A 23,462-nucleotide genomic window follows, 5' to 3' on the forward strand; every position below is an offset into this window, starting at 1 on the left:
TGAAACGGCGCACGAGGGAGCTTGCGCAGTAATGCCAGTCGCCTTGAATCAAACATCGCACTGCACCGCCTCAGGATTTATGAGACTCAAGCCCTTCCCCCTGTTCTGCCTATTGTTCATGCCAGGCCTTGGCACCGCTGCCGAGAAGACCGTGTATGGCCTCAACGAATACGCCCAATTGGCCGGCATTAACCTGGAAGTCGCCGCCAAACTGGACACCGGTGCCAAGACCGCGTCCCTCAGCGCCCGCGACATCAAGCGCTTCAAGCGCAACGGCGAATCCTGGGTTCGCTTCTACCTGGCCATCGACACCGCCCATTCCCACCCCATCGAACGCCCCCTGGCCCGCGTCAGCAAGATCAAGCGCCGCGCCGGTGACTACGACCCCGATGAGGACAAGAACTACACCGCCCGTCCAGTGATAGCCCTGGATATCTGCATGGGCACCGCTTTACGCAGCATCGAAGTGAACTTGACTGACCGCAGCGCATTCCAATACCCGCTGCTGATTGGCTCCGAAGCGCTGAAACGCTTTGATGCGCTGGTCGACCCCAGTCTTAAATACGCAGCGGGCAAACCCGCTTGCGCCGCCGACGCTCATACCGCCGAGTAAAACGAATGCGCTCTCTGACCCTGCACCTGAAAATCCTGATCGCCATCCTGGTGGTGCTGGGTATTTCGGTCACCTCCTATCAGATCTTCGTGCTGGGGATCCCCGTTACCGAGGACGCCACCGACGACTTGTGGAACATCGACGCCAAGGTCGAGTTCGTCGCCAACCCGAAAGATCCCGTGAAAATCCAGATGTTCGTGCCGCCCTTGAGCCGCGACTTCGTCAGCCTCAACGAGAGTTTCATCTCGAATAATTACGGCGTGAGCGTCAACCGCACCGACGGCAACCGCAAGGTCACCTGGTCGGCACGCCGCGCCAAGGGTAACCAGACCCTGTATTACCGCCTGGTCCTGACCAAGCGCTACAGCGGCGAAAAGGTCAAGGTCAAGGGCCCCACCTTCCGCGACAGCATTGCCGTCGAAGGCCCGGAGAAAATCGCCGCCGAAGCCCTGCTTGCGCCGATCCGCCAGCACTCGGCCGACGTCGAGACCTTTATTACTGAAGCCATCAAGCGCACCAACAACCTCAACGACGACAACGTGAAACTGCTGCTCGCGGGCGATCCGTCGACGCCGCACAAAGCCAAGATCGTCGAATTGCTGCTGTCCATTGCCCACGTGCCGGTGGAAAAAGTCCACACCATCCGCCTGGTCGCCGACCAGCCGCAAAGCCCGGAACTGTGGCTGCGCAGCTTCAACGGCAATGACTGGTTGTACTTCAACCCGGAGACCGGCGAACAAGGCCTGCCCGCCGACCGCCTGCTGTGGTGGACAGGCGATGAAAACCTGATCACTGTCGATGGCGGCAAGAAGGCCATGGTGACCTTCAGCTTGAACAACAGCGAAATGAACGCGATTCGCCTGGCCAAGCTGACCGACGAGAACACCGACGCCAACTTCCTCGAGTACTCGCTCTACGGCCTGCCGCTGCAAACCCAGCAGACCTTCATGATCATGGTGATGATCCCGATTGGCGTGTTGGTGATTTTGATCCTGCGCAACCTGATCGGCCTGCAGACCTTGGGCACATTCACCCCGGTGCTGATCGCCCTGGCGTTCCGCGAGACGCAGCTGGGCTTCGGGATTGTGCTGTTTACGATCATCACGGCGCTGGGCTTGTCGCTCAGGTCGTACCTGGAACACTTGAAGCTGCAGATGCTGCCGAGGTTGTCGGTGGTGTTGACCTTTGTGGTGGTGCTGATCGCGGCCATCAGCCTGTTCAGCCACAAACTGGGGCTGGAGCGCGGGCTGTCGGTGGCGCTGTTCCCGATGGTGATTTTGACCATGACCATCGAACGCCTGTCCATCACTTGGGAAGAGCGCGGCGCCAACCATGCGCTGAAAGTGGCGATTGGTACGCTGTTCGCCGCATCCCTGGCACACCTGATCATGAGCGTGCCGGAACTGATCTACTTTGTGTTCACCTTCCCGGCGATCCTGCTGATTTTGGTGGGCTTCATGCTGGCCATGGGTCGGTATCGCGGCTACCGCTTGACCGAGCTGGTGCGATTCAAGGCCTTCTTGAAGGCTGATCAGTAATGTTCGGATTCTGGAAGACCTGGAAAGCGCTGGAAGCGCGGGGGATCATGGGCATCAACCGGCGGAATGCCGACTACGTGCTCAAGTACAACAAGCGCAGCCTGTACCCGATTGTGGATGACAAGATCATCACCAAGGAACGCGCGCTGGCGGCCGGCATCCATGTGCCGGAAATGTACGGGGTGATCTCCACCGAGAAGGAAATCGACAAGCTCGACGAGATCCTCAAAGGGCGCAGCGACTTCGTGATCAAGCCGGCCCAGGGCGCCGGCGGCGACGGCATCCTGGTGGTGGCGGACCGCTTTGAAGGGCGCTATCGCACGGTGTCCGGCAAGATCATCAGCCATGAAGAAATCGAACATCAGATTTCCAGCATCCTCACCGGCCTGTATTCGTTGGGCGGCCACCGTGATCGTGCGCTGATCGAATACCGCGTGGTGCCCGACCAGATCTTCAAGAGCATCAGCTATGAAGGTGTGCCGGACATTCGCATCATCGTATTGATGGGTTACCCGGTGATGGCCATGCTGCGCTTGCCGACCCGCCAATCGGGCGGCAAGGCCAACCTGCACCAGGGCGCCATCGGTGTGGGGGTGGACTTGGCCACGGGCCTGACCCTGCGCGGCACCTGGCTGAACAACATCATCACCAAACACCCAGACACCACCAATGCGGTGGATGGCGTGCAACTGCCCAACTGGGACGGTTTCATGAAGCTCGCAGCCGGCTGCTATGAGCTGTGCGGGCTGGGTTACATCGGCGTGGACATGGTGCTGGACCAGGAGAAAGGCCCGCTGATCCTGGAACTGAATGCGCGACCGGGGCTGAATATCCAGATCGCCAACGACTGTGGTTTGACCCTGCGCACCCATGCGGTGGAGGCGCGGCTGGAAGAACTGAAGGCAGCCGGCGTGACAGAAACTCCTGAGGAGCGGGTTAAGTTTGCGCAGGAGATGTTTGGGCATATTCCGCCTGTAGAAGGCTGAGCGCTCCCACATTTAGACTGCGCTCTAGGATCAAACCCTTCGTGGGGACTACAATCCCCTCCCCCACGCCAACAGCTGATCCACCCCGCATGTCGACCTGTTCCGTACACCCGCTGCCCTACCGGGCCAACCCCGCCGAGTATTTCGCGGTCATTCGCCACGCGCCTGGTGCCGTACTGCTGGACAGTGGCCGGCCAGCGGCTGAACGCGGGCGGTATGACCTTCTCAGCGCTTGGCCGCAAGCAACGTTGACGGTGTCGCCTGATGAAAGCGGTGGCGATTTCCTGCAACGGTTGCGGGAAAATCTCACGCAGCTGGGTGAGGCGGATTTGCCTGTCGAGTATGAGCTGCCATTTGCCGGAGGCCTGATCGGCTACCTGAGCTATGACTTTGGTCGGCACCTTGAGCAGATGCCGCACCTTGCAACAGACGACCTGCACCTGCCGGATGCGCGCTTTGGGCTGTATGCCTGGGCGCTGGTCAGCGATCACCACACGCAGACCAGCCAGTTGGTGTTTCATCCGGCACTGGCCGATAGCGAGCAGCAACGGTTGATTGCGCTATTCAGCACTGGCGCTATCGACGCGCCCGCGTCCTTCAAACTTCACGGCCCCATGGCCCCGGACCTCACCGCCGAGGCTTACCGTCAGGCCATCGTGCGCATCCAGGATTACATTCAGGCCGGCGACTGCTACCAGGTCAACTTCGCCCAGCGTTTCCGTGCACCGTGCATGGGCGATCCATGGGTCGCCTACTGCGCCCTGCGAGAAGCCTGCCCGACGCCGTTCTCCGGGTTCCAGAGCCTGCCGGACGACGGCGCGGTACTGAGCCTGTCGCCCGAGCGCTTCGTGCATATCAGCAAGCGTCGCGTCGAAACCCGCCCCATCAAAGGCACCCGCCCCCGTGGCCTGACGCCCGAAGAAGACGCCGCCAACGCCGCCGAACTGCTGGCCAGCCCCAAGGACCGCGCCGAAAACCTGATGATCGTCGACCTGCTGCGCAACGACCTCGGCCGTACCTGCCGCACCGGCTCGGTGAGCGTGCCGGAGCTGTTCAGCCTGGAAAGCTACCCCAACGTCCACCATCTGGTGAGCAGCGTTATCGGCGAGTTGGCCGACGACAAAGACGCTCTCGACCTGATCGCGGGCAGCTTTCCCGGCGGCTCGATCACCGGCGCACCGAAGATCCGTGCGATGCAGATCATCGACGAGCTGGAGCCTACTCGACGCGGACTGTACTGCGGTTCTTTGGTGTATCTGGATGTTAGGGGGGAGATGGACAGTTCCATCGCCATCCGTAGCTTACTGGTCAAGGAGGGTCAGGTCTGCTGCTGGGGCGGCGGCGGGATCGTGGCGGATTCGCAGTGGGAGGCGGAATATCAGGAGTCGCTGACGAAGGTGCGGGTGTTGTTACGCACTTTGGAAGGCCTGTAATAACCAAGCCCCTCCAGGTTTCGGGTGCAGCGCTGGTCGGCAGGAAAAAGCCTGAATCAGAACGTCTATGGACGGAGTTTGCGCTGGTAGATAGCGTCCAGCCCCGACCGTCCACTGGCCGTCTGTGAGGGATCACATGAAACGACTGCTTACTCGTCAGAAATTATTTCCGAGATTGCATCTCAAACCAACCGCACCTATCATCTCCCAAATTGGGAGGTTTCAGCGATGCGGATAATCGCTCTCTCCACCCTACGCATATTTTGGGAAAGCCACTGCGCCTATTCCGACGCAAAAACACCCCTGGTCGAGCTGTATCGCCATATGGAGAAAGCAACGTACCCAACGCCGCAAGCGCTCAAAGCAGAGCTTAGAACAGCAAGCATTCTTAAAAGTGGCAGGGTTGTCTTCAACGTCGGTGGCAACAAGTACCGAGTAATCATGGCGATCGATTATCAGCGACAGCTTGGGTTCATACGCTTCGTAGGAACTCACGCGCAGTACGATCAGATCAACGCGGAGACCGTGTGATGAACATCAAACCGATTCATTCCCAAGAGGATCTAACTGCAGCCCTCGCTCGTGTGGAGCAAATATGGGGAGCGGAAGTCGGCTCACCCGAAGGTGACGAGCTGGAAGTCCTCGCAATACTCATCGAAAAATATGAGGCCGAACATTATCCAATGCCCCCTTCGGACCCGGTGGAGGCGATCAAATTTCGCATGGAGCAACTGGGCATGACCGCCCGCGATCTGGAACCCTTTATCGGCACCAGTGGGCGGGTGTCAGAGGTGTTGAACCACAAGCGCAAGCTCAGCTTGTCGATGATCAAGCGCTTGCACGAGGGGTTGCGCATTCCTTATGAGAGCTTGCTGGCAGGGGTTTAGGCGGTGAACGTGCTGGCCTCATCGCGGCATAAGTATCCACACATCTTGAGGGAGCCCTCTGCTACGCAATTTCACATTGAAAATGTGTAGATACCTATGCCCATCGCGGGCAAGCCCGGCTCCCACATTTGATCGGGTTCACATCATTCAAATGTGGGAGCTGGCTTGCCTGCGAAGAGGCCATCAGCCGCGCTGAAGGACCTACAAGCTCAACTGCCGATTCGAGGCCTTGATGAACTCTTTCTTCAAGTCCTCAAACGTATGCACCGCCGGAAACTGCGGGAACTCGCGAATCACGTTCTCCGGCGCATGGAACAAGATCCCACGGTCGGCCTCGCCCAGCATGGTGGTGTCGTTGTAGGAATCGCCGGCGGCGATCACGCGGTAGTACAGGCTCTTGAAGGCCAATACCGACTGGCGCTTGGGGTCTTTCTGGCGCAGTTGATAACTCACCACGCGGTCGGTTTCGTCGGTGATGAGGCGGTGGCAGAGCAGGGTCGGGAAACCCAGTTGGCGCATCAGCGGCTGGGAGAACTCGTAGAAGGTGTCTGACAGGATCACCACCTGGAAGCGCTCGCGCAGCCAGTTGACGAACTCGATAGCGCCGTCCAGCGGCTTGAGGGTGGCGATCACTTCCTGGATGTCGGCGAGCTTGAGCCCGTGTTCGTCGAGGATGCGCAGGCGTTGCTTCATCAGCACGTCGTAGTCGGGAATGTCCCGGGTGGTGGCCCGCAGGGATTCAATACCGGTTTTTTCGGCGAAGGCGATCCAGATTTCCGGAACCAGTACCCCTTCCAGGTCAAGGCAGGCAATTTCCACAAGACACTCCCATTTAGATGTTGTTGATTGAGCGGGCAAAAGGACTGCCGAACTCTAGCGACTCACGCTCGCCGCCGCAACGCAGGGCGGATTTTGATACCATCGCTCCCCTATAGAGCGCTCAGCGCCACTGACCTGTAGGAAACCGTCCTGATGAACCAAGCCTTCGACGTCGTTGAACTCGCCACGACTTACGCCAACAAGTCTGCGCAGGACATTCTCAAGCTGGCGTTCAGCCAGTTCGGTGATGACCTGTGGATCTCCTTCAGCGGCGCCGAGGACGTGGTGCTGGTAGACATGGCCTGGAAGCTGAACAAGAACGTCAAGGTGTTCAGCCTCGACACCGGCCGCCTGCACCCGGAGACCTACCGGTTTATCGAGCAGGTGCGCGACTTCTACAAGATCGACATCGAGTTGATTTCACCGGACCAGAGCAAGCTGGAGCCCTTCGTTAAAGAGAAGGGCCTGTTCAGCTTTTACAAGGACGGCCATGGCGAATGCTGCGGCGTGCGCAAGATCGAGCCGCTGCGTCGCAAACTCTCCGGCGTAAATGCCTGGGCCACCGGCCAGCGCCGCGACCAGAGCCCGGGTACACGGAGCCAGGTGGCGGCACTGGAAATCGACACGGCGTTCTCTACGCCGGAGCGCACCTTGTACAAGTTCAACCCGCTGGCGCAAATGACCAGTGAGGAGGTTTGGGGTTACATCCGCATGCTGGAGCTGCCGTATAACAGCTTGCATGAGCGTGGTTTCATCAGCATTGGCTGCGAACCTTGCACGCGTCCGGTGTTGCCGAACCAGCATGAACGCGAGGGGCGTTGGTGGTGGGAAGAGGCTACGCAGAAGGAATGTGGGTTGCATGCGGGGAATATCATCAGTAAGGCTTGATGCCTGGCGCGATATGAAAATGTGGGAGCGGGCTTGCTCGCGAATGCAGTGTGTCATTCACCGAATAAGTGACTGATACACTGCATTCGCGAGCAAGCCCGCTCCCACATTTGTTTTGTTTTGACCCCTAAAATGTACACAAAGATGTAACCATCGGTGCCATATATGTGTGCGATCCTCCTTGATCCGCACCATAACGTAACACCTCTACTCGCCCTCTTTTTCCTATCGCGATCCGTCGCTTTCCCACAGAAAAATAAATAGCTGTTCAAACGGTCAATTTATATCGCTTTTAATTCAGCTAGTTATTTAAAAATTCTACAAAAAGGAAATTATCCGCCGTTTTCATAGATCGAAAACTGGCACGCATGTGGCTTAAGGTGAAATACGCTTTGTATACAATAAATACAAAACCTACATACACTTTGCCATCCGCGGCCCGACTGCTGATGTGCTGGAGCCTGCCGGAATGCGTACTAGCCTCTCGAATAACATCGCACTGGATCCGCCCTCCTCCCTGAACCCCGAGGCCACACGGCCGGGCCCGCTGGTACTCAGCCCGCGCCTGCATAACAAGGACCTGGCGCCCACCAAGGTCGAAGGCCGGCGTTGGGGGCGCTACAGCATCTTTGCGTTATGGACCAACGACGTACACAACATCGCCAACTATTCGTTCGCCATTGGCTTGTATGCATTGGGCCTGGGCGGCTGGCAGATCTTGTTGTCCCTCGGCATCGGTGCGGCGCTGGTGTACTTCTTCATGAACTTGTCGGGCTATATGGGGCAGAAGACCGGCGTACCGTTTCCGGTGATCAGCCGCATCAGTTTCGGCATTCATGGCGCACAGATTCCGGCGTTGATCCGCGCGGTGATTGCGATTGCCTGGTTTGGTATCCAGACCTACCTGGCCTCCGTGGTTTTCCGCGTATTGCTGACGGCGATTCATCCAGGCTTTGCCGACTATGACCACAACTCTATCCTCGGTCTGTCCTCCCTCGGCTGGGCGTGTTTTGTGGCGATCTGGCTGGTGCAGCTGGTGATCCTGGCCTACGGCATGGAAATGGTGCGCCGCTATGAAGGCTTCGCCGGGCCGGTGATTCTGCTGACGGTGGCTTCACTGGCCGGTTGGATGTATTTCCAAACTGGCGGCAACATCGCCTGGTCGATCCGTGAACCGCTGAGCGGTGGCGAGATGTGGCGCAATATCTTTGCCGGCGGCGCGCTGTGGCTGTCGATCTACGGCACGTTGATTCTCAACTTCTGCGACTTCGCCCGCTCCTCGCCATGCCGCAAGACCATCCAGGTCGGCAACTTCTGGGGCCTGCCGGTGAATATCCTGGTGTTCGCCGCAATCACGGTGCTGCTGTGCGGCGGGCAATTCCAGCTCAATGGCCGGGTGATCGAAAGCCCGACCGAGATCATCGCAGCCATCCCTGATACCGTGCTTCTGGTACTGGGTTGCCTGGCGTTCCTGATCGTCACCGTGGCGGTGAACATCATGGCCAACTTTGTCGCGCCCGCCTTTGTGCTGAGCAACCTGGCGCCCAAGTACCTGAACTTCCGTCGCGCCGGGTTGATCAGCGCCACCGTGGCCGTATTGATCCTGCCGTGGAACCTCTACAACAGCCCGCTGGTGATCGTGTATTTCCTGTCTGGCTTGGGCGCACTGCTGGGGCCGTTGTACGGGGTGATCATGGTCGATTACTGGTTGATCCGTAAAAGCCAGGTGGATGTGCCGCAGTTGTATAGCGAAGACCCCCGTGGTGTTTATTACTACAGCCACGGGGTCAATTTACGTGCGGTGGCGGCGTTTGTTCCTGCGGCAGTGATCGCCATTCTCCTGGCCCTGCTGCCCGGTTTCGCCAGCGTCTCACCGTTTTCCTGGATGTTTGGCGCCGGTATTGCAGCGCTGCTGTATGGGCTGATCGCCAAGCGCCAGCCGTTCTACGCCGATGTCAGCGGCGAAAGCATTGCAGTCGATAACGTCAGTCACTAATCAAGGACATTCCATGCGTATCCTCGTGGTCAACGTCAACACCACCGAATCCATCACTGAAACCATCGCCCAGCAGGCACGAGCCGTGGCCGCGCCGGGCACCGAGATCGTCGGGCTCACGCCCTACTTCGGCGCGGAGTCGGTAGAGGGCAATTTTGAAAGCTACCTGGCGGCCATCGCGGTGATGGACCGGGTGATGGCCTACGACCAGCCGTTCGACGCGGTGATCCAGGCCGGCTACGGCGAACACGGCCGCGAAGGTTTGCAGGAGTTGCTCAACGTGCCGGTGGTGGACATCACCGAAGCCGCCGCCAGCACCGCGATGTTCCTGGGCCACGCCTATTCGGTGGTCACCACGCTGGACCGCACTGTGCCGCTGATCGAAGACCGCCTGAAACTCGCCGGCCTGTACCAGCGTTGCGCCTCGGTGCGGGCCAGTGGAATGGCGGTGCTGGAGCTGGAAGAAGACCCGTTGGCGGCGATGGAGGCTATCGTGCGTCAGGCCGAACTGGCCATCCGCGAGGACAAGGCTGAGGTGATCTGCCTGGGGTGTGGCGGCATGGCCGGGCTGGATGAGCAGATTCGCCAGCGCACCGGGGTGCCGGTGGTGGATGGCGTGACTGCAGCGGTGACCATTGCTGAGTCCTTGGTACGGTTGGGGTTGTCGACGTCGAAGATCAGGACGTATGCGACGCCGCGGCCGAAGAAGGTCATTGGCTGGCCGGGCCAGTTCGGCCGGTAGACCGAGGTGTGGCCATCGCAGGCAAGCCAGCTCCCACAGGGGAATGCATTTCAAGGTGGGAGCTGGCTTGCCTGCGATGGCCGCGACGCGGTGTGTGAGTGCAATCAAATGGCACTGAATCGCTGGCTCAGTTGCTGCTCGGCGAACTGCTCAATGATGAAGTCCACAAACGCCCGGGTCTTGCCGGGCAGCAGTTTGTGTTCGGCGTAGTAAATGGAGATGTTGCCGTCGTCGACATACCAGTCGGGCAATACTCGCACCACAGCGCCACTGTCGAGGAACGGCACAGCCATCGGCATACTCACCAAGGCAATGCCCAGGCCCTGGGCGCTGGCGCAGCAGGCGGCTTCGGAGTCACTCATGGTCATCCTTGGCTTGAGCACCAACGGGCGTTGCTCTCTTTCACTGCTGGTCAACTGCCAGGAGCGGATGCGACCGGTTTGTGGTGAGCGGATCAGGATTCCCGTGCAACGTGCCAAGTCTTCAGGCGTGTCTACCGGCGGTCGTTGCGACAGGTAATCCGGTGAGGCCACCAACACTCGGTGCGCGGGCGTGAGCTTACGGGCCACGACGCCCTGGGGCAGCTCAAAGCCACCGCCGATGGCCGCGTCAAAGCCTTGTCCGATCAGGTCAACCTGGCGGTTATCGAAATGCCAGTCCGGGCTGATGTCCGGAAAGCGCCGCATGAACGCTCCCAGCAGCGGCACCACATAGCGATTACCGAACACCGGGCCCATGCTGACCTTGAGCGTGCCCACCGGCCGGCCTTCGGCGCTGGCCAGGTTGGCCACGGCGTTCTGGATGGTGGTGAGGCTACCGCTGACTTCTTCGAGAAACAGTTTGCCGGCCTCGGTCAGGGTCAAGCGTCGGGTGCTGCGCTGGAACAGACGCACACCGAGACGCGCTTCCAGCTTGGCAACGCTTTTACCTACCGCTGCAGGGGTCAGGCTCAGGTGCCGCGCCGCCTCTGCAAAGCTGCCCCCTTCGGCGCTGCGCACAAAGCATTCGATACTGCCAAAGCTTTCCATTCCATCCACTCTAAACTTTTGGTTTACACAGACTATAGCAATCACGGTCTACCGACAGTGACGGGTGAGGTCGATACTCGGTTCCAACAACAAGGCATCCCGCCTTGAACAGCTAGGAGATCGACATGACCACACAAGACCTCAGCGGTAAAGTCGCCTTGATTCAAGGCGGTTCCCGCGGCATCGGCGCCGCCATCGTCAAGCGCCTCGCCGCACAGGGTGCAGCGGTTGCCTTTACCTACGTCAGCTCGGCCGCCAAGGCCGAAGCATTGCAGAACAGCGTGATCAGCGAAGGCGGCAAAGCCCTGGCGATTCATGCCGACAGCGCCGATGCCGACGCGATCCGCAACGCCGTCAACGCCACTGTCGAAGCCTTCGGGAGCCTGGATATCCTGGTGAACAACGCCGGCGTGCTGGCCATCGCGCCGCTGGAAGACTTCAAGCTGAAAGATTTTGACCAGACCTTGGCCATCAACGTACGCAGTGTGTTTATCGCGACCCAGGAAGCCGCCAAGCACATGGGTGAAGGTGGCCGGGTGATCAACATTGGCAGCACCAATGCCGAGCGCATGCCATTTGGCGGGGGTGGCCCGTATGCAATGAGCAAGGCGGCGCTGGTCGGTTTGACCAAAGGGTTGGCGCGAGACCTGGGGCCTCGTGGGATTACCATCAATAACGTGCAGCCTGGGCCGGTGGATACTGATATGAACCCGGCGAACAGTGATTTTGCCGAGAGCTTGATTGGGTTGATGGCGGTGGGCAGGTATGGGCATGTCGAGGAGATTGCCAGCTTTGTGGCCTACCTCGCAGGGCCGGAGGCTGGGTACATCACCGGTGCAAGCTTGACTATCGATGGTGGCTTCAGCGCCTAGATTGTTGGAACACTGCAAACCAAATGTGGGAGCGGCGGTGCGACGATTCGACTTGCTCGCGAAAGCAGGGTGCCAGTCACTGGATACATCGACTGGTACACCGCTATCGCAGGCAAGCCAGCTCCCACATTTTTTTGACCGCGTTTTGGTCAGGGGAGCGGCGGCAGGCCGTAGGCGGCCAGGTCGAAATCCGCGAGCTTGCGAATGATCTGGTCGGCGTGGTGGTACTTGCTGTCGGCCATGGCTTCATCCGGCACGGCGATGGCAGTCATGTGGGCAGCCTTCGCGGCGGTCACGCCGAAGGGCGAATCTTCGAATACCAGGCAATCCTCGGGCGCGACGCCCAGGCGGCGGGCGGCGGTGAGGAAAATGTCCGGCGCAGGTTTGGCCGCGCCGACTTCCGGGTCGTCAGCGGTGACGATGGTGTCGAACAGGCCAAACCACTCGCGGTGCAACGTGGTTTTGTGGCCGAACGAATTGCGCGACGAACTGGTGCCCACAGCGATCGGGATATTGTGTGCCTTCAAATGCCGCACCAATGCTTCGGCGCCGGGCATGCCCAAGGCCTTGGGGAAGCGCTCGCTCATCAGCGGTTCACGGATCTCGAGAAACTCGGCCGGTGTGATCGGCAAATCCAGCGCCTTGACCACGTAGTCGGCCAAATCCTGAGCGCCACGCCCGATGATGTGCTGCTTGATGCTCCAGTCGTAGGTACGGCCGTAGCGTTCGGCGATGATCTGCGTGACTTCGGTGTAGATGCCTTCAGTGTCCAGCAACAACCCGTCCATATCGAAAATCACGGCCTTGATCGGACCGACTGCGCTACGCGGTGCATTCATCACTACAGAACCCTGGAGGAAGGACTAAAAGGATTCAGCACAATAACGGCCACGCTTGTCAGCTAGCAACCCTTTAGACTATCCACCTCCCCTTTCGAAGTGTCCGCGATGCTCTACCGCCTAGCCGCCGACAGCCTGGTGCTGTTTCACCTGTGCTTTATCCTCTTTGTTCTGTTCGGAGGCCTGCTCGCGCTTAAGTGGCGTAGTGTGATGTGGTTGCACTTGCCCGCTGCTGCATGGGGCGTGGCCGTCGAGGTGTTTCACCTGCCTTGCCCATTAACCCGTTGGGAAAACCTGTTTCGTCATCTCGCCGGGCAGGACGGTTATGGCGGTGGGTTCATCGAGCATTACATCCTCACACTCATCTACCCCGCCGGGCTGACCCCACAGATCCAGTTGGGGCTGGGCGCGCTGGTGCTGATGATCAATATCGCGGTGTATGCGCGGTTGATCCGGCGTTACGTACAGGCTTGAGACAGCTTCGCTGGTGAAGAATCAGACGCCCTCATTCCCTTCACAGACGCCGCCATGTCCGAAGCCTTCGAAGTCCCCAGCCCCCACGAAAAACACATCGAACACACCACCGAACATGCCCACGGCCGCGGGGACAATTTCGCCAGTCGCATCGCCGTGATGACCGCCCTCATGGCCACCCTTGGCGCCATGCTCAGCTACCAGGCCGGCTCCACCGAAAGCGAAGCGGCGATGGACAAAAACAACGCCGCCATCTTCAAGACCGAAGCCGCCAACCAGTGGAATTACTACCAGGCCAAATCCAGCCGACAAAACCTCGCTGAACTCGCCACGCACATTCCAGGTGTGGACGCCGTGCATTACAAGGAAGAGATCGAGCGCTACAAGGGCCAGAAGGAAGACGTGCGCAAGCAGGCCGAAAAGCTTGAAGCCACGTCAAAGGAATGGGATGAGAAGTCAGAGCAGGCGCTGCACCAGCATCATCGCTGGGCCCAGGCGATGACTGCGATTCAGATCGCGATTTCGTTGGCGGCGATTACCTTGTTGACGCGTAAGGAATGGCTTAAACGCCTGTCGTATACGGCCGGTGGCGTAGCCGTGGTGCTGGGCAGCCTGGCGTGGCTGCATATCTGACATAGCGCAGGCCAAAGGTAGGCGCTGGCTTGCCTGCGATGACCATAGGTATTGATGGTGCGTAGCAGCTGTCGAGCCCCAGCGAGGCTGCGTTTGCGGCCTGTCTGACACACCGCTGACGCAGCCTCGCCGGGGCTCGACAGCTGCTACGCCGGGGATGGCTAAAGATGTGTAGATACCTATGTTGCGATGACGGACCATCACTCAACATCATAGTTGACTGTCACACCGTAATCGCAGTCTGGCCAGCTACCAGATCTACTGCCTTGCGCAGGGCTGAATCAGGCCCGATTCGCCGCACTGCTGTGGTGGAAGTACAAGTAAGCCAGCCCAACCGGCGCAATGAAAATAGCCATGCTCCAGCAGATCGCCATGGTGAACACCTTGACGGTCAGCATCAGAATCGCATTCACGAAGAACACGTTGTTGCCAAAGATGTAATCCATGATGCTTTCGTAAACGAAGCGTGCGTAGGGGTAAAGCACGCTGTTGACCACGCAATAAAACAGAGCCCCCATTGTGAACACTCCGGTTTTCGAGTGGGTAAGCGCGGTATAGATCAGCACGGGAAAAATCAGCCCGAACAGAAAATTGCGAATGTAGTACTGGGCAGAAAGCCCGCCGAATGTCTTGCGAAGCACCGGATGCATTTAGATCCCTCTGAATGGCGTGTTGGAAAGGCGGCGACCTTAACAAGTCTTAGAATTCATGACCAGCATTTGTAAGCCCTTTGCCATCACACCGCGATAGAGTAAAACCTCAAACAAATCCGTCCCGTTTATCCATCTATCTACAAGGAAGTACTCATGCGGATGCTGTTTTTATCACTCTGCTGTTTGTTGATCACCGCCTGTGCAAGCAACCCGGCGACACTGTTTGAAGAGCAAGTCAAAAACAGCACCACGCCGTTAGCGCAAACGCCCGCCGAGGCCATGCATAACACCCATGCGGTGCCCATGCCGGTCGACCCAGGCTGGCGGCCGCCCCAGTGGAAAATCACCGCCGCCGAGCCGCGCATCCTGATCAACGGGATACCCTCGAACTATCGATTGTTCAGCGTAGCCTTAACCAAAGACACACCCTTCCATATCGACGTTAACTCCTGGTGCGTCAATGCGTGCCTGGGGTTCAGCAAATACGCCCTGAACCCTTATTTGATCCTGATGGACGACCAGGGCAATGTGCAGGCGGAAGGCTTTGGCAATGCGACCGGCATAGTGGGAGTCATCAGCCAGGTGTTGAAGGGCACGGTGAAAAACAGCGGCACTTACTACCTGATTGTCGCGGCGGATAACCGGGCGCCGGGAGAAACTATTGTTATCGACAACGTACTGCTGATGGGTGCGGCGGCGAGCCCGATAGCACCGTTGCGGATTGGGATGGGCAGCTATCCGTTTGGGTCGGTGGGGCCGTTATTGAACACGCAAGGGACACCCTGAACGAGCGGCGTACCATGGGCCTGACTTTCGGAGACGCCCCATGAACCTCAGCATTGTTTACGCACTTGCGGCAGCTGCCCTTTTCGGCGCCAGCACCCCACTCGCCAAAAGCCTCGGCCTGGGCCTCTCTCCCATCCTGCTCGCAGGGTTGCTATACCTCGGCAGCGGCCTAGGACTCGCCGCCTTACGCCTTATCCGTGATCGCGGCTGGAAACCTTCCGGGCTGACGTCCTCGGAGTGGCCCTGGTTGCTGGGTGCCATTGGGTTTGGCGGCATCCTCGGGCCGGTTGCGTTGATGTTTGGCCTGACACGCACTGCCGGAGCGACCGCCTCCTTGATGCTCAACCTTGAATCGGTGCTGACCGCCGTTATCGCCTGGCTCGTGTTCAGGGAAAACGCGGATCGACGTATCGTCCTGGGGATGATCGCCATTGTGTTGGGCGGCGTGGTGTTGTCATGGTCCGACGGCGGCGGCACGGACCACGATTGGACGGGGCCGTTTGCGGTTGCCGTTGCGTGCCTGTGCTGGGGGATTGATAACAACCTGACGCGCAAGGTGTCCGCGTCTGACGCGCTATTTATCGCGGGCGCCAAAGGGTTGGTTGCTGGACTGGTGAACTGCAGCCTCGCGCTTTATCTGGGGGCACAGATTCCAGGTGCGGCGCAGCTCGCGCCTATCTTGCTGGTTGGGCTCCTGGGCTACGGCATCAGCCTGGTTATGTTTGTGCTGGCGCTACGCGGTCTGGGCAGTGCGCGTACGGGGGCTTATTTCTCCACGGCGCCGTTCCTGGGTGCAGTGATTGCGTTGCTGGTGTTGGGTGAGTCGGTGTCGGCGGCATTCTGGATTGCGTCGGCGCTGATGGCCGTTGGCGTGTGGCTGCACCTGACGGAGCGGCACTCGCACGATCATCAGCATGAGGCCACGGAACATGGGCATCGGCATGTGCATGATGAGCACCATCAGCATGAACATGGGTTTGAGTGGGATCCCACGATGCCGCATAGCCATGTACATGTGCACACTCCGATGAAGCACAGCCATGCGCACTTTCCGGATGTGCATCATCGGCATAGGCATTAAGGTTTGGGTTTGTCACGGAGGCCGTAAGTCGAGCGGGTGAAACGATGACTTTCACATTGTTCTCCTGACTGTTTTCCCGATGACAGGCAGGTATCGGAACATGAAATCTTCAGGCGATTGATTTCAATATGTTGCCCGAGCAATTAGAGTAGCGCCCCCTCGAGAATTGGATCTCGATATTTCGTCCATGGAGTTACACCGTGAAGTACGTCAGTAAAGCAGTTGCCGCAGCCGTTCTTGGTCTCGCCCTCGCAGGTTGCACCGGCACCGCCATCAAATCCCCGCAATACGACAGCAGCCAATACACCGTGCTGGGTCACAGCGAAGCCAGCGCCACTGGCATCATGCTGTTCGGCATCATCCCGATCGGCCAGAACAGCCGTTTCGTTCGCGCCCAGGATGCTGCCATCAAGGCAAAAGGCGGCGATGCGCTGATCAACACTCAGATCCAGGAAAAATGGTTTTGGGCGTGGGTGCTGAGCGGTTACACCACCAAGATTTCGGGTGATGTGGTCAAGCTGAAAACCGCACAGTAAAGCGGCACGCATAAAAAAACACCGGGCATTGCCCGGTGTTTTGGTTTTTTGAATGTGGATTTAATGCATTAGGCCGCCCATCACTCGTTTCAGACTCGAGCGGGTGACACGATGATTTTCACGTTGTGCTCCTTGTTGTTGACCAGTTCCTCGAAGCCCTGACCCACGATCTGTTCCAACTGAATGCGCCCAGTCACCAGCGGCGTGATGTCGAGCCGGCCATCCGCGATAAAAGCGATCACGTCAGCGAACTCACCGTTGTAGGCCAGTGCCCCCAGTACCTGCTTTTCCGTGGCCACCAACTCGAAAAAGTTGAACTCGCTGGGCTCCTCGAAAATCCCCACCAGTACGCACTTGCCGGCCTTGCGGATCAAATCGATCGCGAGCTTGGCCGTGTGTTTGTTACCGATGCATTCGAAACTGACATCCGCCCCGAGCCCACCCGTCAAGCGTCGTACCTCAGCCAGAACGTCGCATTGGTTGGGATCGAGCACATGCGTCGCCCCCACTTCCAGGGCCTTGGCCTTGCGCGCTGCGGACATTTCCAGAGCGATCACCTGAGCCGCACCCGCCGCCTTGGCACACATGATGGTACACAGGCCAATGGTGCCGGCACCGACCACCACCACGTGTTGCCCGAGCAGGCTTCCGGCTTTTTTCACCGCGTGCATGCCCACCGCCAGCGGCTCGATCAGTGCCCCTGCTTCAGCCGGAAAGTTCGCCGGCAACTTGTACAGCAGGTTGGCTGGCACATTGACCAGTTCGGCGAAGGCACCATTGTTCATCAACCCAGTGAACGCCAGGTTCTCGCAAATGTTGTACAGCCCGTGAGTGCAGTAGTAGCACGTGCCGCAATGTTGGCACGCATCGGCCGCCACCGGCTCGCCGACACTGAAGCCCTGCACGCCGTCACCGAGTTCGACGATCTCGCCACAAAACTCATGACCGAGAATGCACTGGCCCTTAATCCCGGTCAGCGGGTGCGGAGCGTCAACCGGTATGAACACCGGCCCCGCCACGTACTCATGCAAATCGGACCCGCAAATCCCGCACCATTGCACCCGGATCTGCACCCAACCAGCAGGCGGAGAAATCGGCAGCGGAACGTCCTCGACGCGAATATCGTTGCGGCCGTGCCAGACAGCGGCACGCATGCTGCGTTGCGGTTTGATCGAAAGGGTCATCGCGACATCTCCTTGAGACGGTTGGTCCTGGCGCCCCGCAACCGTCCGCCGGCAGGGGCCTCAGTGCTATTGCACAGCGGCCAAAACCAGTCGATTGAGCAGGACATCGGGCACTTCTTTTTATTATTGGTTGACCAGTCGGGCTGGGTGCTGGAGCTAGAGCAAGGTGGGTGCCAGATCCGCAAAAACACCTGGATAACCCTTTGTTAGAGCGGTGGGATGGGTACTCAAGGATGGCGGGAGTCGGGTTCAGATGAGACGCTGCAGGTCAGGGCGCACGAGGTAGCCACGAGAACGTGAGACGTTGCGTCTCAGCGCCAGGCCCGAGGAATGAAGCAAGTTGGGATCAATGAAGACGGCCACTCCAGCAGCCCGTGTTCCCATGGATATTCCCAAATGGGCTTTTTTGGCCCCCTGAAAACACAAAACCCCTGAAAACTTTTACGTTTTCAGGGGTCTTGTCGTTTCGAATGTGGCGGTGAAGGAGAGATTCGAAAGTACCCGCACCCTCAATCTCGCGGCCGAAGCCCCGGAATACAAGGGCTCCAGCGGTGCTAGTTGCGCAAACGCATTCCCACGCCATTCCCACGAGCATCAGCAGGTACCTCAGTACGCGTGCGCATCACACGTATAGGGGGCTGGGATTCGAGATCTAGAGGGGGGCAAAAAAAAGAGTAACATAAGTAATCTTGACCATTTTTTACGCTCAAGCCATTGAAATTAAATGGTTTTTTGTTTCGACCAAAAAGTAATTTTTAAGTAACATTGAAGTAATCTGATTACTCTTTATAAATGTAATTCTCTTTTTTATAAAAACCCTTTAAAAACAACATTTTAGCAAAAAATTACCTTTTCAATTACTTCTCTGTTACTCCTTTTTGTAATACCGAACCCCGCGGGTTACGCGGCCTCCAGCCCATTGCCCAGACGTGGTAACTGAAATTACTCTTTTTGAAATACCCCCCTCTACCTGCACAGCCACGCATCCAGACCTTTCGGAAAAAGCCCCCCTCGGGGCATGGAAAAAGGGGACAGATTTATTTAACACTGAGTTTCGTGTTGTACGATCAAGACACAGCCCCCTCTGACCCCTTCCTACCGCCAACCCTTCGCATTATCCGTCCCAGATCCCAATGCCCTCAGACCTAGCTCCACCGCGATCCCTCTCGCGCCGCTTCTCCGTCGCCCCCATGATGGATTGGAACTACTGAACCAAAGAGCCTTTAAAACAAAGACCTACAGCTGATTCATCTTTATCTCGTACCATTTATGTACCACTGGACCCCATTCTGCCCATACTTCCGACCTGACTAGCCGCAATAGGCATCAGGCAGATAGCGGCCAGAGGTGGCCCCTCAATGGTGTCTATCAAAACAGCGGTATTCATTTCCTGACGGACCTCGGTTTAGGTTTTGTACGAAGTTTAGGGACGGTTAGAATTGCCGACATGATTGACTGAAGGCCCGCACGGTATAGAGTTACGACTCCGATGCATCCTGTGAATTGATCAAGAACCTGGTTTCTCCCGAGCAGAAGATGGGTCGACGTCGAGCACGCCTTAACGCGCTGCTTACAGTCGATCAGACTCTTCCTCCGAAACCAAGTACTCAACAAAATCCAAGTAGGAGCCCCATACTTCAGGTGCTGTCATCAGTGCTTCTTTACCAATACGATTAACATCAATCGCATCACACCAGAGCACTTGCCCCAATTGGGAATTGCAGTCCATCACGATCAAACCTTCAGCAGGCTCCCCCAACACAAGATAGTTTGATAAAAGTCGGCCACTGCTTCTCAAACGCTTCGTTTCATCAAGAACGTTAGTTGGGGATTCCCAACCGATCTGGTGCAGCGGTAAAACATAAATACCACTTCCATCGAAAAATTCCCCAACCAATTTGAAACTATCTGGAAGTGATATTTTCAACTCATGCTCGAGCTTTTCAATAAAATCCGGATCCACTGTGCGAATGCCATTCAACGACTCAAATCGACTCTTTACCATCTCTAAGCTTGACATACCAAACCCGCCGTTTTTTACGCGCCATTGCCAATATTCTCACATGCCCTGCACTTTAACTTATGCAGCGGATAGGAAATCGGGGGAGATTCGTCCTGTTTACGATGCAGCAATCATGTGACTGCTTTCCAACAGCGGAGATACCAGGGCTCGTTAGACTGTCGCTCTCGCAGCATTTTGAGATTCTCGGCAACCTGCATGGCTTGTTCAAGAAGCAAAGCGTTCTCCTCATAAGCACATGGATCATTGGTGCCCTGGTACAATTGCCCGCCCTGCGAAACGTCTCTCACAACACTATCTGCAAGCTGATAGAACCTGACAATGAGGGCTGCTTGTTCCGCATCCAAGCAACCGATGTTTTGAATGTTCCCGGCGTAAACCCTGCAGTAATGGTCTGCCACTGATATACGGTATTCCTCGGCTGGCTTGGACGGGTCGCTGCGATAAAATTCTGCGCGCACTCTCAAATCTTGCAAAAAGTGCCGATGTCTCGTTATCTCCGTTAGCGCCATGATCTCCGAGTAGATAGCTCGACCAACTGTGCTTTGCTCCCGAGATAGCTTTAGCCACCAGGCAAGGATCGCCAAGACCACAGGCAGTGAAAATTTGACTACTTCGTCCATGCGCCCTCTCAGTTGCGTGAATTTCAAAAGGAAGCCCCAAATGCTTTTTTTCAGCCCGTGTCAGCCTTAATTAAAGCTCATGCGCGAAAATTTGCTGGAGAAATAGCGGCCCTCATGAATTAAAAAAATATCGAGCGGCCGCGTTTGGCCGACTGCTGCCGGTCACGAGCGAAAAACATCAGCCTTTTCGGTGATGGATTGGAATTACTAATCCTGTAGGCCACGTATTCCTTGCTCTACAGAGCCGACCTGAAAGCCGCGTACCACTTTTGTACCAGTACTACTTCCAAGCAGTGACGCCATGTTACTCACGACAGGCGGCAATCGGCCAAAAGCAGTCACTGCGCGGATGCTGAATGGGAAGCGGTGGGCGTCTGGTGTTATGTGGGTTCAAATCTCTCTTTCACCGCCAAATTCAGAAAACGCAAATCCATGATTTTCCTAGAGAAAGTCGGGTTTTTTTGGGTTTTTACGTCCAAAAAAATAGCCCCATAGGACCACCATGGGACTGGTGCTTCTTTTTGGTGCGCTTTTGGGTCGCCAGATAGGGGGCAATTGCTTTCTCTGTGAACTTAGTGCTAAACCCACTACTCGTTACAGAAGGGGGCCACTTCGTATGCCCCGTCTTCAACTGTTTGAAAGCTTGGGTAGGAAGTCATGTTTGGCGCCAGTAACAAAAGTCATCCCGCAGAGAGCCGGTCTGCTCATTCACTCGCCGGGATTGCGCACGCAGCCACCGCATTTGAAGCACGGGATTGTGAGATTCTCACGCGTGAGTTGATATTGAATCTTCATGAAGAAGAGACAATTTCCGGACTCGACGCTGATAACCTACGAATCCTGAGCAAAGTGGCGCTTGAAAAGCGTCTCTTTGAAATTGCGAACTTGTAAGATTTTCGCATTGCCTGAATCGACATAACGCGCCCTATGTTCAATGGCCCCCCACACCAAGGCTCGCTCCGGCGGGCTTTTTTGCGTTTGGTGGATACCAGGGGTCTGGTCTACCATTCCCGCAGGCCATAACCGCTAAGGACGAGAGACGTGTCGCTACCCATCACCGCACGGCAGATGAATGCGCTAAGGGCGCTGCAGCGCAAGGACCCGGATCTGGGCGAGCTGGCCACCGCCATCGCGCTGGCCTTCGATGCCACGATGATTGAGAACCCGCATATGGCGCGCTTGATCCTGGAGAAGACCTGCCGGCGCATGGTCGCCAAGGAACCCGGCAGTCAAGAAGCCATGATCCAGCACTTGGTGACATTCGGTAAGTTGAATTGCCTGACGCCCACGCAGGTAAGCGACTTTACCGATCGAGTCAGGAGGCACGGTTAATCATTCACAACGGAATTCACGAAGAAGCACTGCGCGCCTGGTTGAGGGTCGCGCGGATTTCGTGTGGAGCGGTGAACGAATCTGAAACTGTGTACCACTTCCCCCCGTAAATCATCACTTCTATCGGGCGGTACCTATCACCACGCTGACGCTCTGGCTCAAGGCTCTTGTCGATCCCATCCCGACACCACTGACAAGCACATCTTAGCGGTGACAGCGATGTGCGAGAAAGCGTTCGCGCATGATCATTACGAGTGCATAAAGAAGCGCGCGCAGGCGCCGCGTGTATAGCGGTTGCGTTTTTTTGGGTTCGACATCGGAAAAAGGTAAGACAAGCAATTTCAGCTACTGAATCGGCTATAACCCTTGATTTCTAAGGCTTTGAGGGTGAAGCAGAAAGGTAATATCTAAGTAATAAATAGGTTATATAATTACTTCTATGAAAGGTAATATCAAAAGAAGATAAAACCCTTTAAAATCAGCATATTAATAAAATATTACTTCATGAATTACTAAAAATAACTTATTTAAGTAATTCACGAACCCCAATGAATTCGGGGCTTCCAGGCGTTTGCCTACCACCATATTTCCTAATTACTCTTTTCCGACGCCTTTCCTGAAAACACCTACAAGCATCACCAACCCCCTTCAGCAATCCCCCTACCTTCGCAGGGTTCCGCAGGTTCCCCCCCCTCCCAAAACGCCAACCAGACGCCCAGCCGAAGCCGCCGAGAGAGGTCCGCAGGGGCGCAGAAAAAACGACCCATTTAGCCCGCAGGCGAGGTGGGGGGACGACGGCGCGCGCCGGCCTGAGAAGCACGTCACTGCCCCGCTGTGGCACGCCTGTAGCCCGACTTGTGGCACGCCAAATCTCCACATTGTCGGCAACTCCCTGGGGGCGAACCACGCAGCCCAGAAACCCCGTGTTTATTGGGCCGAGGAGCCGCTTTGGCTTGCCGTGACACCCTTCAAATGCTATGTTGAACTGGGTTTTTTCATGCTGTTGAAGAGCAAATTTTCATCTATCCCTGCTTACTTTTTCTGATCCAACGCTCCCTCCCCCTACAGTTCGTCGCCACAAATCGCGTCATGGGCAAACCTCATCTACTGTATGCACATACAGTACTGGATTCGCCCCCATGAATAACGATGAAGACACCCTCGGCTGGCTTGGCCTCCCTACCCCATTGCAAATGTACCGGCAGCACTGCCGCCTCCTGGAGAACGAGATCCGGGACCTGAATGTGCAACTGCGCAAAGCGCGGGAGGATGTCTTCGGAATCAGTCAGATGCTGCTGGCTACCCAGGCGAAGAACGCCGAGTTCGCTGGATACCTCCGTCAGAGAGGCGGCGAAGCGGCTGAGATGCGCAAGCAGATCGACACCCTGACGACGTCACTGAGGGTCAGTCAGCGTGAAGCCGAAGGCCTGAAGCGAATCGTCAACGAGATGAGACCTCGACCAACCACGATTGTCTAAGATCAAATGGAAGGAGGGCTT

25 protein-coding genes are annotated in these 23,462 nt (G+C 57.1%); 18 read left to right on the forward strand and 7 right to left on the reverse strand.

Annotated features, from left to right (window positions below; all coding sequences use genetic code 11):
- The first annotated feature begins 79 nt into the window (after positions 1 to 79).
- The 6 genes from rloA to HU722_RS21875 all read left to right on the forward strand — a co-directional run bounded on the left by rloA (position 80) and on the right by HU722_RS21875 (position 5,457).
- Complete coding sequence (rloA, locus tag HU722_RS21850; RefSeq protein WP_065873905.1) at positions 80 to 613, forward strand: retropepsin-like aspartic peptidase RloA; 534 nt, start codon at positions 80 to 82, stop codon at positions 611 to 613.
- Between the two features lie 5 nt (positions 614 to 618).
- The gene (gene rloB / locus HU722_RS21855; RefSeq protein WP_065889826.1) at positions 619 to 2,151 is read left to right on the forward strand and encodes an osmotic stress tolerance membrane protein RloB; all 1,533 of its coding nucleotides are present in this window, start codon (positions 619 to 621) and stop codon (positions 2,149 to 2,151) included.
- Complete coding sequence (locus HU722_RS21860) at positions 2,151 to 3,137, forward strand: alpha-L-glutamate ligase-like protein (protein WP_065873906.1); 987 nt, start codon at positions 2,151 to 2,153, stop codon at positions 3,135 to 3,137. The genes rloB and HU722_RS21860 overlap by 1 nt, the downstream gene beginning before the upstream one ends.
- Before the next feature lie 89 nt (positions 3,138 to 3,226).
- Positions 3,227 to 4,570 carry an aminodeoxychorismate synthase component I gene (pabB, locus tag HU722_RS21865; protein ID WP_065881283.1) on the forward strand — a complete coding sequence of 448 codons (1,344 nt, stop codon included), beginning with the start codon at positions 3,227 to 3,229 and terminating at the stop codon, positions 4,568 to 4,570.
- A gap of 228 nt (positions 4,571 to 4,798) precedes the next feature.
- The gene (locus HU722_RS21870) at positions 4,799 to 5,101 is read left to right on the forward strand and encodes a type II toxin-antitoxin system HigB family toxin (protein ID WP_065873908.1); all 303 of its coding nucleotides are present in this window, start codon (positions 4,799 to 4,801) and stop codon (positions 5,099 to 5,101) included.
- Complete coding sequence (locus tag HU722_RS21875; RefSeq protein WP_065881286.1) at positions 5,101 to 5,457, forward strand: helix-turn-helix domain-containing protein; 357 nt, start codon at positions 5,101 to 5,103, stop codon at positions 5,455 to 5,457. The genes HU722_RS21870 and HU722_RS21875 overlap by 1 nt, the downstream gene beginning before the upstream one ends.
- A 201-nt stretch (positions 5,458 to 5,658) precedes the next feature.
- On the opposite strand, the gene thrH is transcribed toward HU722_RS21875, so the two are convergent.
- A complete protein-coding gene (gene thrH, locus HU722_RS21880) occupies positions 5,659 to 6,276 on the reverse strand; it encodes a bifunctional phosphoserine phosphatase/homoserine phosphotransferase ThrH (protein ID WP_049711978.1) in 618 nt (205 codons plus the stop codon).
- 153 nt (positions 6,277 to 6,429) lie between these two features.
- Between thrH and HU722_RS21885 the strand changes: the two genes are divergently transcribed.
- From HU722_RS21885 to HU722_RS21895, 3 genes are all read left to right on the forward strand, one after another.
- Positions 6,430 to 7,164 carry a phosphoadenylyl-sulfate reductase gene (locus HU722_RS21885; protein ID WP_065873909.1) on the forward strand — a complete coding sequence of 245 codons (735 nt, stop codon included), beginning with the start codon at positions 6,430 to 6,432 and terminating at the stop codon, positions 7,162 to 7,164.
- Positions 7,165 to 7,633: 469 nt separating this feature from the next.
- On the forward strand, positions 7,634 to 9,160 hold the full coding sequence (locus tag HU722_RS21890) for an NCS1 family nucleobase:cation symporter-1 (RefSeq protein ID WP_065889828.1): 1,527 nt from the start codon (positions 7,634 to 7,636) through the stop codon (positions 9,158 to 9,160).
- Between the two features lie 13 nt (positions 9,161 to 9,173).
- On the forward strand, positions 9,174 to 9,902 hold the full coding sequence (locus tag HU722_RS21895) for an aspartate/glutamate racemase family protein (protein ID WP_065873911.1): 729 nt from the start codon (positions 9,174 to 9,176) through the stop codon (positions 9,900 to 9,902).
- Positions 9,903 to 10,006: 104 nt separating this feature from the next.
- Here HU722_RS21895 and HU722_RS21900 read toward each other — a convergent pair whose 3' ends face one another.
- Positions 10,007 to 10,930 carry a LysR family transcriptional regulator gene (locus HU722_RS21900; protein ID WP_065889830.1) on the reverse strand — a complete coding sequence of 308 codons (924 nt, stop codon included), beginning with the start codon at positions 10,928 to 10,930 and terminating at the stop codon, positions 10,007 to 10,009.
- A 125-nt stretch (positions 10,931 to 11,055) separates the two neighbouring features.
- Here HU722_RS21900 and HU722_RS21905 point away from each other — a divergent pair, with 125 nt between their 5' ends.
- Complete coding sequence (locus HU722_RS21905) at positions 11,056 to 11,802, forward strand: 3-oxoacyl-ACP reductase family protein (protein ID WP_065889831.1); 747 nt, start codon at positions 11,056 to 11,058, stop codon at positions 11,800 to 11,802.
- Between the two features lie 149 nt (positions 11,803 to 11,951).
- Here the strand turns inward: HU722_RS21905 and HU722_RS21910 are convergent, their stop codons facing one another.
- The gene (locus tag HU722_RS21910) at positions 11,952 to 12,641 is read right to left on the reverse strand and encodes an HAD-IA family hydrolase (RefSeq protein WP_065873914.1); all 690 of its coding nucleotides are present in this window, start codon (positions 12,639 to 12,641) and stop codon (positions 11,952 to 11,954) included.
- Between the two features lie 108 nt (positions 12,642 to 12,749).
- On the opposite strand from HU722_RS21910, the gene HU722_RS21915 reads away from it, so the two are divergent.
- Complete coding sequence (locus HU722_RS21915) at positions 12,750 to 13,115, forward strand: DUF2784 domain-containing protein (protein WP_065873915.1); 366 nt, start codon at positions 12,750 to 12,752, stop codon at positions 13,113 to 13,115.
- 54 nt (positions 13,116 to 13,169) lie between these two features.
- Positions 13,170 to 13,748, forward strand: a complete 579-nt coding sequence (locus tag HU722_RS21920) for a DUF4337 domain-containing protein (RefSeq protein ID WP_065873916.1) — start codon at positions 13,170 to 13,172, stop codon at positions 13,746 to 13,748.
- 281 nt (positions 13,749 to 14,029) lie between these two features.
- On the opposite strand, the gene HU722_RS21925 is transcribed toward HU722_RS21920, so the two are convergent.
- Positions 14,030 to 14,398 (reverse strand): hypothetical protein, encoded by a 369-nt coding sequence (locus tag HU722_RS21925; protein ID WP_065873917.1) that lies wholly within the window; start codon positions 14,396 to 14,398, stop codon positions 14,030 to 14,032.
- 156 nt (positions 14,399 to 14,554) lie between these two features.
- Between HU722_RS21925 and HU722_RS21930 the strand changes: the two genes are divergently transcribed.
- The 3 genes from HU722_RS21930 to HU722_RS21940 all read left to right on the forward strand — a co-directional run bounded on the left by HU722_RS21930 (position 14,555) and on the right by HU722_RS21940 (position 16,804).
- Positions 14,555 to 15,187 (forward strand): hypothetical protein, encoded by a 633-nt coding sequence (locus HU722_RS21930; RefSeq protein ID WP_065873918.1) that lies wholly within the window; start codon positions 14,555 to 14,557, stop codon positions 15,185 to 15,187.
- A 40-nt stretch (positions 15,188 to 15,227) separates the two neighbouring features.
- Positions 15,228 to 16,268 carry a DMT family transporter gene (locus HU722_RS21935; protein WP_065881298.1) on the forward strand — a complete coding sequence of 347 codons (1,041 nt, stop codon included), beginning with the start codon at positions 15,228 to 15,230 and terminating at the stop codon, positions 16,266 to 16,268.
- Positions 16,269 to 16,468: 200 nt separating this feature from the next.
- Positions 16,469 to 16,804 carry a hypothetical protein gene (locus tag HU722_RS21940; RefSeq protein WP_065881300.1) on the forward strand — a complete coding sequence of 112 codons (336 nt, stop codon included), beginning with the start codon at positions 16,469 to 16,471 and terminating at the stop codon, positions 16,802 to 16,804.
- Between the two features lie 89 nt (positions 16,805 to 16,893).
- Here HU722_RS21940 and HU722_RS21945 read toward each other — a convergent pair whose 3' ends face one another.
- The 3 genes from HU722_RS21945 to HU722_RS21955 form a co-directional block, all read right to left on the reverse strand.
- On the reverse strand, positions 16,894 to 17,958 hold the full coding sequence (locus HU722_RS21945) for a 2,3-butanediol dehydrogenase (protein ID WP_225930709.1): 1,065 nt from the start codon (positions 17,956 to 17,958) through the stop codon (positions 16,894 to 16,896).
- 1,600 nt (positions 17,959 to 19,558) lie between these two features.
- Entirely contained in the window at positions 19,559 to 20,008 is a 450-nt protein-coding gene (locus tag HU722_RS21950) for an SMI1/KNR4 family protein (protein ID WP_065882289.1), read from the reverse strand.
- Positions 20,009 to 20,121: 113 nt separating this feature from the next.
- Positions 20,122 to 20,631 (reverse strand): hypothetical protein, encoded by a 510-nt coding sequence (locus HU722_RS21955; protein ID WP_065882287.1) that lies wholly within the window; start codon positions 20,629 to 20,631, stop codon positions 20,122 to 20,124.
- Between the two features lie 657 nt (positions 20,632 to 21,288).
- On the opposite strand from HU722_RS21955, the gene HU722_RS21960 reads away from it, so the two are divergent.
- The 3 genes from HU722_RS21960 (at position 21,289) to HU722_RS21970 (ending at position 23,441) form a co-directional block, all read left to right on the forward strand.
- Complete coding sequence (locus tag HU722_RS21960; protein ID WP_186754502.1) at positions 21,289 to 21,522, forward strand: hypothetical protein; 234 nt, start codon at positions 21,289 to 21,291, stop codon at positions 21,520 to 21,522.
- A 150-nt stretch (positions 21,523 to 21,672) separates the two neighbouring features.
- Positions 21,673 to 21,963, forward strand: coding sequence for a hypothetical protein (locus HU722_RS21965; RefSeq protein ID WP_186754501.1), 291 nt, complete (start codon positions 21,673 to 21,675; stop codon positions 21,961 to 21,963).
- A 1,139-nt stretch (positions 21,964 to 23,102) separates the two neighbouring features.
- A complete protein-coding gene (locus tag HU722_RS21970; protein ID WP_186754499.1) occupies positions 23,103 to 23,441 on the forward strand; it encodes a hypothetical protein in 339 nt (112 codons plus the stop codon).
- The last annotated feature ends 21 nt before the right edge of the window (positions 23,442 to 23,462 follow it).

Origin of the sequence: Pseudomonas tritici, from assembly GCF_014268275.3 — a bacterium.
Taxonomy (GTDB): Bacteria; Pseudomonadota; Gammaproteobacteria; order Pseudomonadales; family Pseudomonadaceae; genus Aquipseudomonas; species Aquipseudomonas tritici.